Annotated in this window: 13 protein-coding genes and 1 other RNA gene; 10 read left to right on the forward strand and 4 right to left on the reverse strand. The window is 57.1% G+C overall.

What is annotated here, in order from left to right; genetic code table 11:
* Positions 1-9 precede the first annotated feature (9 nt).
* The 8 genes from zapE (at position 10) to ACW5W8_RS15135 (ending at position 6183) form a co-directional block, all read left to right on the forward strand.
* The gene (gene zapE / locus ACW5W8_RS15100) at positions 10-1104 is read left to right on the forward strand and encodes a cell division protein ZapE (protein WP_498628512.1); all 1095 of its coding nucleotides are present in this window, start codon (positions 10-12) and stop codon (positions 1102-1104) included.
* Between the two features lie 266 nt (positions 1105-1370).
* Positions 1371-1799 (forward strand): 50S ribosomal protein L13, encoded by a 429-nt coding sequence (rplM, locus tag ACW5W8_RS15105; protein WP_498628513.1) that lies wholly within the window; start codon positions 1371-1373, stop codon positions 1797-1799.
* Positions 1800-1814: 15 nt separating this feature from the next.
* On the forward strand, positions 1815-2207 hold the full coding sequence (gene rpsI, locus ACW5W8_RS15110) for a 30S ribosomal protein S9 (RefSeq protein WP_005336286.1): 393 nt from the start codon (positions 1815-1817) through the stop codon (positions 2205-2207).
* A 295-nt stretch (positions 2208-2502) separates the two neighbouring features.
* Entirely contained in the window at positions 2503-3093 is a 591-nt protein-coding gene (gene petA / locus ACW5W8_RS15115; RefSeq protein ID WP_005336284.1) for a ubiquinol-cytochrome c reductase iron-sulfur subunit, read from the forward strand.
* A 2-nt stretch (positions 3094-3095) separates the two neighbouring features.
* Positions 3096-4313, forward strand: coding sequence for a cytochrome b (locus ACW5W8_RS15120; protein WP_019444835.1), 1218 nt, complete (start codon positions 3096-3098; stop codon positions 4311-4313).
* Positions 4310-5044, forward strand: coding sequence for a cytochrome c1 (locus ACW5W8_RS15125; protein ID WP_498628514.1), 735 nt, complete (start codon positions 4310-4312; stop codon positions 5042-5044). Before ACW5W8_RS15120 ends, ACW5W8_RS15125 begins: the two co-directional genes overlap by 4 nt.
* 87 nt (positions 5045-5131) lie before the next feature.
* A complete protein-coding gene (gene sspA, locus ACW5W8_RS15130; RefSeq protein ID WP_498628515.1) occupies positions 5132-5761 on the forward strand; it encodes a stringent starvation protein SspA in 630 nt (209 codons plus the stop codon).
* Positions 5758-6183 (forward strand): ClpXP protease specificity-enhancing factor, encoded by a 426-nt coding sequence (locus ACW5W8_RS15135; RefSeq protein WP_005336278.1) that lies wholly within the window; start codon positions 5758-5760, stop codon positions 6181-6183. Before sspA ends, ACW5W8_RS15135 begins: the two co-directional genes overlap by 4 nt.
* 44 nt (positions 6184-6227) lie before the next feature.
* Here ACW5W8_RS15135 and dolP read toward each other — a convergent pair whose 3' ends face one another.
* From dolP to ACW5W8_RS15155, 4 genes are read right to left on the reverse strand one after another with little or no spacing between them, the layout of a single operon-like run.
* The gene (dolP, locus tag ACW5W8_RS15140) at positions 6228-6806 is read right to left on the reverse strand and encodes a division/outer membrane stress-associated lipid-binding lipoprotein (protein WP_498628516.1); all 579 of its coding nucleotides are present in this window, start codon (positions 6804-6806) and stop codon (positions 6228-6230) included.
* Between the two features lie 4 nt (positions 6807-6810).
* Positions 6811-7401: a D-sedoheptulose-7-phosphate isomerase gene (locus tag ACW5W8_RS15145; protein WP_005336275.1), complete on the reverse strand. Its 591-nt coding sequence runs from the start codon at positions 7399-7401 to the stop codon at positions 6811-6813.
* A 9-nt stretch (positions 7402-7410) separates the two neighbouring features.
* Positions 7411-7782, reverse strand: a complete 372-nt coding sequence (locus tag ACW5W8_RS15150; protein WP_498628520.1) for a YraN family protein — start codon at positions 7780-7782, stop codon at positions 7411-7413.
* Complete coding sequence (locus ACW5W8_RS15155; protein WP_498628517.1) at positions 7724-9511, reverse strand: penicillin-binding protein activator; 1788 nt, start codon at positions 9509-9511, stop codon at positions 7724-7726. Before ACW5W8_RS15155 ends, ACW5W8_RS15150 begins: the two co-directional genes overlap by 59 nt.
* A gap of 199 nt (positions 9512-9710) precedes the next feature.
* On the opposite strand from ACW5W8_RS15155, the gene rsmI reads away from it, so the two are divergent.
* Positions 9711-10544 carry a 16S rRNA (cytidine(1402)-2'-O)-methyltransferase gene (gene rsmI, locus ACW5W8_RS15160; RefSeq protein ID WP_498628518.1) on the forward strand — a complete coding sequence of 278 codons (834 nt, stop codon included), beginning with the start codon at positions 9711-9713 and terminating at the stop codon, positions 10542-10544.
* Between the two features lie 157 nt (positions 10545-10701).
* An RNA gene (rnpB, locus tag ACW5W8_RS15165) (RNase P RNA component class A) lies at positions 10702-11086 on the forward strand.
* Positions 11087-11210 lie beyond the last annotated feature (124 nt).

The following is an 11210-nucleotide window of genomic DNA, read 5'->3' on the forward strand; positions in this document are numbered from 1 at the left end:
CGCTCAAGGATGACACCGCAGCAAAAATACCAGCAGGATCTGCTGCGCCCCGGCTTTGTGGCCGACCCCGCGCAGGGGATGGCCATTAGCAGGCTGGAGCGACTGTATCAGGATTTGCTACGGCGCCCGACTCCGACCAGATCTCGAGGGCTGCTGGGTTGGCTACAAAAGCCCAAGCCGCCGGAGCCCGTCCTCGGTATCTATATGTGGGGCGGAGTGGGCCGAGGCAAGACCTGGCTGATGGATACTTTTTTCGACAGCCTGCCTGGGACGCGCAAGATGCGCAGCCATTTCCACCGCTTCATGCACCGCATTCACGATGAGCTGCAGGGGCTGAGCGGGCAATCCGATCCCCTCAAGCTGGTGGCCAGCAAGCTTGCCAGCGAAACAGACATTATCTGTTTCGACGAATTTTTTGTCTCCGACATCACCGACGCCATGTTGTTGGGCACGCTGTTTCAGGAGCTGTTTGGTCACGGTGTCGTGCTGGTCGCCACTTCAAATATTCCGCCGCAGGATCTTTATCGCAACGGGCTGCAGCGAGCCCGTTTTCTGCCAGCTATCGAGCTTATCGAGCGTCATTGCGAGGTACTTAACGTGGATGGCGGTATCGACTATCGCCTGCGTACGCTGGAACAAGCCGAGATTTATCACTGCCCGCTGGACTTGCAGGCAAAAGCCAATCTTGACCACTATTTTCAGCAATTAACCGGTGGGCACATGGCTTGCGAGGGGACGTTCGAGGTCAATCATCGTCAGCTGAGGTCTCTCGGGATGGGGGAAGGGGTGCTCTATATGGAATTCGAGCAACTTTGCTGTACTCCCCGCTCCCAGAACGACTATATCGAGCTGGCCAGGCTGTTCCATACTGTCTTGCTGGCCAATGTGCAGCCAATGGGCACAGGCACGGATGACGCGGCTCGCCGCTTCATCGCCATGGTCGATGAGTTCTACGAACGGCACGTCAAGCTCATCATGTCGGCGGCGGTTCCCATGGCAGAACTCTACGGCGAAGGGCTGCTGAATTTCGAATTCAAACGCTGTCTTTCGCGGCTTCAGGAAATGCAATCGCACGAATACCTTGCCAGAGTGCACCTTCCTTAGTCACAATACCGCGCCTGCCAGTCGGATGGGCATCTGCGGCAGGTAGGGCCGGGCGACATTTGCTGGTTTCATGGCAGTGAAATTAGCAGGTGATATTTAAGGCAACTTCACTTATAATCGCCCGGCCCACGTTACAGCTGTCGATAAGACAGCAACACTTTAAGCTTTACTTGTATTCGAAGGGGTACAGGTAGGCCATCGTTTGTTGTTTGTGGGAGAGCCCCCATAAGCAATTGGGTCTGTAACAGGTAATTGGGTTTAACTTAATGAAAACTTTCGTTGCCAAGCCAGAAACCGTAAAACGTGACTGGTACATTGTGGACGCAGAAGGTAAAACTCTGGGTCGTATCGCAACCGAGATCGCTGCTCGTCTGCGTGGTAAGCACAAAGCTGAATACACTCCGCACGTTGACACCGGTGATTACATCATCGTTGTAAACGCTGAGAAGGTACACGTAACCGGTAAGAAATTTACCGAAAAAATGTACCACGCTCACTCCGGTTTCCCGGGTGGTATCAAGTCAATCAGCTTCGACAAGCTGATTCAGCGTAAACCGGAAATGGTAATCGAAGCAGCCGTCAAAGGCATGCTGCCGAAAGGTCCTCTGGGCCGTGCCATGTTCCGTAAACTGAAAGTTTACGCAGGCGCCGAGCATGCTCATGCTGCTCAGCAACCTCAAGTACTGGATATCTAATCGGGAACTGGCAACATGGCAGAAAATCAATACTACGGTACCGGCCGTCGCAAAAGCTCCACTGCTCGCGTATTTATCAAAGCGGGTAGCGGCAAGATCGTAATCAACCAGCGCTCCCTGGAGCAGTACTTCGGCCGTCCGACTGCCCGCATGGTAGTTCGTCAGCCGCTGGAACTGGTTGAGATGACCGAGAAACTGGACCTGTACATCACCGTTAACGGTGGTGGCATCTCCGGTCAAGCTGGTGCGATCCGCCACGGTATCACTCGTGCTCTGATGCAGTACGACGAAACCCTGCGTTCCGAACTGCGTAAAGCTGGCTTTGTTACTCGTGATGCCCGTAAGGTTGAGCGTAAGAAAGTTGGTCTGCACAAAGCTCGTAAGCGTCCGCAGTACTCCAAGCGTTAATTCGCTTTTGGTACTCACTCTTTCGAGTGTCAAAAAAGCCTGGCAACCGCCAGGCTTTTTTTATTGGTAATATTACCGACATCAATGCTAACCACGCGTCACAAAAGACAAAAAATTGTTTCTTTATTGTTTTCATTGCTCACCGCTCTTTCTTGTCAAGTTGTTATCTTTTCTTTAAAATTTCCCCTGTTTTCTGTGGCAATTGTAAATCCAGCTTCCGCCGCTGTTGTCACGGGAAAAATGGGGAACAGGGACACTATAAGAATGTGCGGAGTCCACATGGGAGAGTTTTTGGATGAGCAATGCGCCAGTTGATACCGGTCGCCGCAGATTTCTTACCTGGTCAACGGTTGCCGTTGGTGGGGTAGGAGCTGCGTTTACCGCAGTGCCGTTTATAAAGTCATGGAATCCGAGCGCCAAGGCCAAAGCAGCCGGTGCGCCGGTTGAAGTCGATATCAGCAAGTTGGAACCGGGTCAGCTCATCCGTGTCGAGTGGCGAGGCAAGCCTGTCTGGGTGGTGAAACGCACCAAACAGACGCTGGATGCCTTGGCCGCGCATGATGACAAGCTGCGGGATCCCTCATCTGAAGAGCCGCAGCAGCCTGACTATGCCCATAACGGGTACAGATCGATCAAGCCCGAAATTTTTGTCGCGGTCGGTATTTGCACCCACTTGGGGTGTTCACCTTCCTATCTGCCTGACAGCTTTGGCGAGCAGGTGCAGGGCGTTACGTCCGGCTTCTTCTGCCCGTGCCATGGCTCCAAGTTCGACATGGCCGGCCGTGTGTTCCAGGGGGTGCCTGCACCGCTGAACCTGGTCATTCCGCCCTATCAATTTATTAATGACACCACCATCCAGGTCGGTGCCGATGGCAAGGAGGCCTGACCATGTTGAGTAAACTGATGGGCTGGATCGATTATCGATTCCCGCTCACGGCCATGTACAACGACCACATGGCCAAGTATCCGGCACCGAAGAACCTGAACTTCTGGTACTTCTTCGGCTCGCTGGCCATGCTGGTGCTGGTCAACCAGATCATCACCGGTATCTGGCTGACCATGAACTACAACCCCTCTGCGGAAGGTGCGTTTGCCTCCGTGGAGTACATCATGCGCGATGTGGAGTACGGCTGGCTGCTGCGTTACATGCACTCAACCGGCGCGTCTGCATTCTTCATCGTGGTCTACATGCACATGTTCCGCGGCATGATCTATGGCTCTTATCAGAAGCCTCGTGAACTGCTGTGGATCTTCGGCATGCTGATTTTCCTTGTGCTGATGGCGGAAGCCTTTATGGGCTACTTGTTGCCCTGGGGCCAGATGTCATTCTGGGGGGCTCAGGTCATCATCTCACTGTTTGGTGCCATTCCGGTCATCGGTGACGATCTGACCTTGTGGATCCGCGGTGACTATGTGATCTCCGGTGCGACCCTGAACCGCTTCTTCGCGCTGCACGTCATCGCGTTGCCGCTGGTGCTGGTGATGCTGGTTGCCATGCACATTCTGGCGCTGCACGAAGTGGGCTCCAACAACCCGGACGGTATCGACATCAAGAAGCACAAGGACGAAAACGGCTGGCCGCTGGATGCGGTGGCGTTCCACCCTTACTTCACCGTCAAGGATATGATCGGTGTGGCGGGCTTCCTGTTCTTCTTCTGCGCCATCATCTTCTTCAAGCCGGATATGTGGGGTTACTTCCTCGAGAAGCCGAACTTTGAAGTGGCCAACGGCCTGAAAACCCCGGCGCATATCGCACCTGTGTGGTACTTCACGCCGTTCTACGCCATTTTGCGGGCGGTGCCGGACAAGCTGCTTGGCGTCATCATGATGGGTCTCTCCATCGTGGTGCTGTTCCTGCTGCCGTGGCTGGATCGCTGCAAGGTGCGCTCGGTGCGCTATCGCAGCAAGCTGCACAAATTGAACATTGCCCAGTTTGTGGTGTGCTTCGTGATTCTGGGGATCCTCGGGGTGCTGCCGTCGACGCCGACTCTGACGCTGATTGCCCAAATTTGTACCTTGGGTTATTTCGGGTTCTTCGTCCTGCTGTTCTTCTATAGCAAGAACGAAAGTACCAAGCCGCTGCCGGAGAGGGTGACATTTAAATGAAAAGAATAATATTTGCAGTGCTGACCCTGCTGCCGTCACTGGTGTTTGCCAATGCCGGAGCCGTGCATCTGGACAAGGCCAACTATGACCTGAGCGACAAGGCTTCTCTGCAGCGTGGCGCAGCCACCTTCATGAACTACTGCTTTGGTTGCCACAGCACCCAGTACCAGCGTTACAACCGGGTGGCAGAGGATCTGGGGATCCCGGCCGATCTGATGGCTGACAATCTGATCGTCAACGGTGCCAAGATTGGTGACCTGATGGAAAACTCGGTCTCGGAGAAGGATGCCGCCAAGTGGTTTGGTGCGCCGCCCCCCGATCTGACGCTAGTTGCTCGGGTGCGCGGTGCAGACTGGATCTACACCTATCTGCGCTCCTTCTACGTGGATGAGACCCGTCCGTTCGGGGTGAATAACGCCGTGTTCCCGTCCGTGGGCATGCCCCATGTGCTGGAGCCGTTGCAGGGAACCCCCCGTGCCGAGTTCGCTACTCACACGGTCGATGGCGTGGAAACCCAGCAGGTTGTCAGCATCAAATCTGACGGTAATGGTGAAATGGATAACGAAGAGTATGATCAGACGGTACTGGATCTGGTAAACTTCTTGGTCTACTCGGCTGAACCGGTACAACAGGAGCGTGAACGCATGGGCTTCTGGGTGCTTGGTTTCATCGTGATCTTCTTCATCTTCACTGTGCTGTTGAAGAAGGAATTCTGGCGCGACGTTCACTAAGCGACCAGATCCGGGTAATATAATGCACGGCAATGAAGACCAAGATGCTTCATTGCCGTTTCTGCTTTTTAATGACGGGAGGGTTCAATGGCTGTAGCTGCCAATAAGCGTTCGGTAATGACGCTGTTTTCCGGTGCCAACGATATGTTCAGCCATCAGGTGCGTATTGTCCTGGCGGAGAAGGGTGTTAGCGTGGATATCTGCCAGGTTGACCCAGCCAATCTGCCGGATGAGCTGGCCGAGCTGAACCCGTACAACTCTGTACCGACCCTGGTGGATCGTGAGCTGGCACTCTATACCTCACGCATCATCATGGAGTATCTGGACGAGCGCTTCCCGCATCCGCCCCTGATGCCTGTTTATCCGGTTGCCCGTGGTAACAGCCGTCTGATGATGCACCGCATCGAACTGGACTGGTACTCCCTGGCCGACAAGATCATGGTCGGTACCGATGCTGACGCGGCACGCAACGAACTGCGTGACAACTTGCTGGCCATCGCGCCGATCTTCGGTGAAATGCCCTATTTCATGAGCGAAGAGTTCGGTCTGGTGGATTGCTACATGGCTCCGCTGCTGTGGCGTCTGCCGAGCCTTGGCATCGACCTGACCGGTCGTGGTGCCAAAGAGCTGAAGGCCTACATGGTTCGTCTGTTCGAACGTGAATCCTTCCAGGCTTCCCTGACCGAGGCCGAGCGCGAGATCCGTTCTGGCGTATGAGTATGGAACCGACAATGACACCGAGCCGCCCGTACTTGTTACGGGCGTTCTTTGACTGGTTGCTGGACAATGACCTGACCCCCCATCTGGTGGTCAACGTCAACATTCCCCATGTGATGGTGCCGATGCAGTTTGCTCAGGACGGGCAAATTGTGCTGAATATCGCGCCCCGAGCCGTGATGCAATTTCACATGGATAACGAGGCAATCAGTTTCAGTGCCCGCTTTGGCGGGGTCTCCCAGCAGGTTTATATCCCGATGGCAGCCGTACTGGCTATTCATGCCCGGGAGAACGGCGTGGGCACCATGTTCCCGCCTGAGCCGGGTTACGATATCTGGCTGGAGCAGGCTGAAGCGCCGGTGGAGCCTGAGCCGGAACCGCCGCGTCCAAGCGGTCGTCCGACCCTGAAAGTGATCAAATAAAAAACGCAGCCGATTGGCTGCGTTTTTTTTATGTGCGGTCGAGCTTAGTTCTGGGCGAATTCGAAGGCCTTGATCACGCGCTTTACGCCGGTGACATGGCGGGCGATGTTGACGGCCTGCTCTCCCTCCTGACGCGTCACCAGACCAATCAGGAACACCTCGCCGTTCTCGGTGACCACCTTGACCTTGGTGCTGTCGAAGTTCTTGGTGCCGAACATATCGGCTTTCACCTTGGAGGTGATCCAGGAGTCATTGCTGCGCGTGGTGAAACTGGCAGGTTGGCCGATGCGCAATTCGTTGTAGACGTGGCGGACTCCTTCGATGCGACTGACAATTTTGCCTGCCTCAATCTTGTAAACGTCAGAAGGTGTCTGGCCGACCAGCAGCACGCGGCCATTGTTGCTGTAGACGCTGATCTTGCTGGCTGCGCTGAGCGGTTTGTTGTCGGCCAGCAGATTGGCCGCTTTCAGCTCGATGGTCTGGTCATCCCACTGTGCGCCCAGGGTGCGGCGATCGCCAGAGGCCTTGGCAGTCCCTGCGGCGCCGCCAACGACCACGGCTGCGCAGCCTTGCAGCAGCAGGCTGCTCACCAGCAGACCGAGCAGGATAGTGTGCTTTTTCATTGTTTCAATCTTCCTGTTGCGGGAAAAGTGTCTGGTCGATGAGATCACACAGGCAGTGCAGGGTCAACAGGTTCACTTCCAGAATGCGAGGCCGACGGGCGGATGGCACGCGGATCTCCACATCATTCGGGCCAAGCAGACCTGCCATTTCGCCACCGTCCCCCCCGCTCAGCACCACTATGGTCATGTCGCGGGAGAGGGCGGCCTCGGCGGCCTTGATCAGGCTGCGGCTGTGGCCGGAGGTGGTGATGACCACCAGAATGTCGCCAGGCTGGCCAAGTGCGCGGATCTGCTTGGCGTAGACCTCTTCAAAACCGTGATCGGTGGCGATGGCGCTGATGGTCGCCATGTCCGGGGTTAGGGCCATGCCGGGCAGAGAGGGGCGCTGGGTCTCGTAGCAGTTGACCAGCTCGGAGATGAACAGTTGCGCCAGTGCGGCAGAAGGACCGTTACCGCATGCCAGCACCTTGTGGCCATTGAGCAGGCAGATGGTGATCATCTGGGCCGCAGTATGGATGGCATCCGGCAGCGCCTCGGCGGCGGCTATCTTGGTCTGGATGCTTTCGGTGTAGTTCTCTTTGATGCGGTCAGTCATAGGGTCCTCTTAAAATGCGTTCTGGAGCCAGGCTGGCTGGTCGCCCTCGAACGCAATCACGTCGAATCGGCAGGCCTGATTGGCCTCGTTGATGGCATGTTGCTTCAAATAGTGGCGCGCTGCCAGCATGATCTTGTGCTGTTTGCTGCGGGTGACCGAGCTGGCGGCCCCGCCATGGCTGCCGGTGGCCCGGTAGCGCACCTCAACAAACACCAGGGTCTGGCCCTGGTGCATGATGAGATCTATTTCTCCGCCACGACAGCGGTAGTTGCGAGCTACCGGTTGCAGGCCCCGAGCCTGCAACCAGCGTTCAGCGACTTGTTCAAAGTGCTGTCCCTTGCTCGTTGGTGAGGGGAACAGGCTCGGCAACTGCTGGCGCATCCGTTTCCATAGTTCCTTCATTGGAGGGCTCCTCCAGTTGCTGAACGGCGTTCTCATCGACCAGTTTGCCGTTCTGGTAAGTACCCCAGCTCAGCATCCGCACGATATTGCCCTGGGCATCCACGCTCAGCTGACCGCTCATGCCAGCCTGCTGCATACCACCCACCTTGCGCATCTGCTGCAGGTTCTCTGTCAGGCTGACGGCATCGTAGCCCATGGCAAACAGGCGCAGCAGGTCACCCTGGGTCTGCGGCCAGAGCAGGGCAATCTGCTCGCGCTGTTTTTCGTAACCGCCAAGCAGCAGCGGCATATCGGCGATATGCATGCCGTTGAGCTCGGAGGCGACCTCGGTAGCGGCGCTGTCATAGCCGCGCGGGCCGGTGAAGATCGGCAGGCTGCCCATCGGATTGACCGAGACATCTACGTAGGGCTTGATCATCCGGGTTTCCAGCGGGTTGGCCACGATGTAGACAACATCGATGCTGCGTGGTGCGGCATCAGAGAGTTGCACCACTTCACCAGCACGGGCGGTAGAGCGGCCGCTCAGGGCATTCTTGACCATCCCCTGTACTTCGTTGCGGGCACCGAAGGTGGCAACGACTGGCTTATCCTGGCTCAGGGTGGCCCAGCTTTGCTCGAACGCCTTGATACTGCTGTAACCGATCCGCCCCTGGGCGGCGATCAGCAGCGGTTTGCGGTAGCCCTGAGTGTAGAGGTACTGGGCTGCCTGCGCAGCATCGGCGGCGGCAGAGAGGGAGAAGTAGTAGGTGGTGTCGTTGACGATCGGCTTGTCCAGCTCGTTGAGTGCCAGTACCGGCACGGTCGGATTGGCCTTGAGCAACTCCTCGACCCGGTCTTTCAGCAGCGGGCCGATGATCATGTCCGCACCTTCCTGAATCGCCTGCTTGTAAAGATCGCCGGTCGACTTGCTCTGGGTGTCGTAGAAGTTCAGGGTAAATTGCCCCTGATTCTCCTTGTAGGACATCAGCATACCGTTGCGGATGGCGGCGCCCTGCGGCTCCAGATTACCGGAGAGGGGCAGCAGCACGGCGATCTGCTGCACCAAGGTGCTGGCAGTGGTAGCCAGATCGCCCAATCCTGCCGGCATATCTTTCTGAGCCGGATGGTTGGGGAAGTCGCGCTTCCAGCCTGCCAACTGACGAGCCAGCAGGTTCGGCTGGGCGCCAAACTCGTTGACCAGTGCCGCCAGTCGCAACCAGCCGGTGGTCACATCAGGGGCCGGTGCTTCTTCCAGCGCCTGCAGGGTGGAGGGGGTCATGCTTTTGAGCAACGACCAGATCTGCTGATGGTTGGTCGCCTGCTCGCTCTGATTGAGGTAGGGCTCCAGTGCAATCAACGACTTGGCTGCGCCAAACTTGTTGTTGATGTCGAGCTGAAGTACCACGCGCTGACGATACCAATCCTTCTGGGTATCGGCATCCAGCGCAACCTCAGGCTTGCCTTCCAGCAGGATCAGCGCTTGATTGGCGTGGCCCTGCGCCAGCAACAGATGGGCTTGCAGCAGTTGCAGCTGCGCCTTCTGGGCGGGCTCCTTGGCCTGCTTCTGCAACTGCTGGAACAGTGCCGAGGCCGGTTTGGCCTGGCCCAGCGCCAGATAGCTGCGTGCCGCCAGCATCTGCCAGGTAAAGGCTTCGGCCGGCTTGGCCGGGTCCACTTGCTCAAGATACCACTGGGCATTCTTGGTCAGATTGGAGAACGCAGAGGGCATGCCTGACTGCCCTGACGGTTGATTGGGCTCCGACGCACAGGCGGCGAGGAGTACTGCCGCGAGTATGATGCCGAAGAGTCGTGATACACTTAGCTGCTTTGTAACCCGGTTCAAGTTCATTCCCCGACCAGTGTTGAAGTTCCCCATAGTGTAAACGGGCCAATATGGCGACACAATTGTCGGGGCACTCGGAGATCCCATGAGTGACATCCCAACCCTGTATATAGTCCCCACTCCGATCGGCAATCTGGCGGACATCACCCAGCGTGCATTGGACATTTTACGCAGTGTCGATCTGGTGGCCGCCGAAGATACCCGTCATACCGGTATCCTGCTCAGCCACTACCACATCTCGGTACCGACCTTCGCCCTGCACGATCACAATGAGCAGCAGAAGGCCGATGTACTGATCGGCCGGATCAAAGAGGGCAAGAGTGTTGCGCTGGTCTCCGATGCCGGCACCCCGCTCATCAGCGACCCCGGTTATCACTTGGTCACCCGCTGTCGTGAAGCCGGGGTCAAGGTGGTGCCGCTGCCCGGCCCCTGTGCTGCCATCACCGCTCTGAGCGCGGCCGGTCTGCCCACCGATCGCTTTGCCTTTGAGGGCTTCCTGCCCGCCAAGAGCAAGGGACGTGACGATCGTCTGCAAGCCGTTATCGAAGATACCCGTTCGCTGGTGTTTTACGAATCGCCGCGTCGTGTGCAGGATACAGTGGAAGCGATTGCTCGCATTCTCGGCGAGCGTCAGGTGGTGGTGTGCCGTGAGCTGACCAAGACCTTCGAGTCGATCCACGGTCTGCCAGCCTCTGAAATGCTGACCTGGCTTGGTGAGGATGACAACCGCTGCCGCGGCGAGATCGTGCTGGTCGTGGCTGGCGCTTCCAAAGAAGAAGAGGATCTGCCCGCCGAGGCGATCCGTACTCTGGGTCTGCTGGTGACCGAACTGCCACTGAAAAAAGCGGCCGCCCTGACCGCCGAGATCCACGGCGTGAAAAAGAATGCCCTCTACAAATACGGTCTCGAGCACTATTGAGCCGATGAAATAGGCTGGCAGACTGCTTTTTGACCTGCACAATCCCCCGTACAGACAAGCATTCAGCCTGTAAACGGGGGCCAAAGCGCGATAAATGGCTGTAAACGGGAATTGCCGGTTTACCCCGTGCGTATCGCAAGGCTATAATCCGCGCCTCGGAGTTGGCTGGGCAATCGCTGCTTCGTCGTTGTGTCCTTCGGGGCAGACGGGCGGAGGGGAGGAAAGTCCGGGCTTCACAGGGCAGGGTGCCAGGTAACGCCTGGGGGGCGCGAGCCTACGACCAGTGCAACAGAGAGCAGACCGCCGATGGCCCAAGGGATCAGGTAAGGGTGAAAGGGTGCGGTAAGAGCGCACCGCGCGACTGGCAACAGTTCGTGGCACGGTAAACTCCACCCGAAGCAAGACCAAATAGGCCCCTATTGGCGCGGCCCGCGTTGGGGGCGGGTAGGTTGCTTGAGCCAGCGAGCGATTGCTGGCCTAGAGGAATGATTGCTACCCGGGGCAACCCGGTACAGAACCCGGCTTACAGGCCGACTCCGACCTCATTCCGAAGAGCCCCGCGATTTATCGCGGGGCTTTTTTTAGGCTATGTCCCAATTACGTGTTGAAAGGCTAAGCTTGAAGTAGGCCATCACCTTGAGGTCTACCATCATGGATACCCCAGCC

This window comes from Aeromonas aquatilis, assembly GCF_054052405.1.

Coding starts and splice junctions, on each gene's coding strand:
- dolP (WP_498628516.1), bottom strand. CDS start 6,806: ATGAAAAAGCACACTATCCTGCTCGGTCTGCTGGTGAGCAGCCTGCTG.
- petA (WP_005336284.1), top strand. CDS start 2,503: ATGAGCAATGCGCCAGTTGATACCGGTCGCCGCAGATTTCTTACCTGG.
- ACW5W8_RS15135 (WP_005336278.1), top strand. CDS start 5,758: ATGAGTATGGAACCGACAATGACACCGAGCCGCCCGTACTTGTTACGG.
- rpsI (WP_005336286.1), top strand. CDS start 1,815: ATGGCAGAAAATCAATACTACGGTACCGGCCGTCGCAAAAGCTCCACT.
- ACW5W8_RS15150 (WP_498628520.1), bottom strand. CDS start 7,782: ATGCGCCAGCAGTTGCCGAGCCTGTTCCCCTCACCAACGAGCAAGGGA.
- ACW5W8_RS15155 (WP_498628517.1), bottom strand. CDS start 9,511: ATGCCCTCTGCGTTCTCCAATCTGACCAAGAATGCCCAGTGGTATCTT.
- ACW5W8_RS15145 (WP_005336275.1), bottom strand. CDS start 7,401: ATGACTGACCGCATCAAAGAGAACTACACCGAAAGCATCCAGACCAAG.
- rsmI (WP_498628518.1), top strand. CDS start 9,711: ATGAGTGACATCCCAACCCTGTATATAGTCCCCACTCCGATCGGCAAT.
- ACW5W8_RS15125 (WP_498628514.1), top strand. CDS start 4,310: ATGAAAAGAATAATATTTGCAGTGCTGACCCTGCTGCCGTCACTGGTG.
- zapE (WP_498628512.1), top strand. CDS start 10: ATGACACCGCAGCAAAAATACCAGCAGGATCTGCTGCGCCCCGGCTTT.
- sspA (WP_498628515.1), top strand. CDS start 5,132: ATGGCTGTAGCTGCCAATAAGCGTTCGGTAATGACGCTGTTTTCCGGT.
- ACW5W8_RS15120 (WP_019444835.1), top strand. CDS start 3,096: ATGTTGAGTAAACTGATGGGCTGGATCGATTATCGATTCCCGCTCACG.
- rplM (WP_498628513.1), top strand. CDS start 1,371: ATGAAAACTTTCGTTGCCAAGCCAGAAACCGTAAAACGTGACTGGTAC.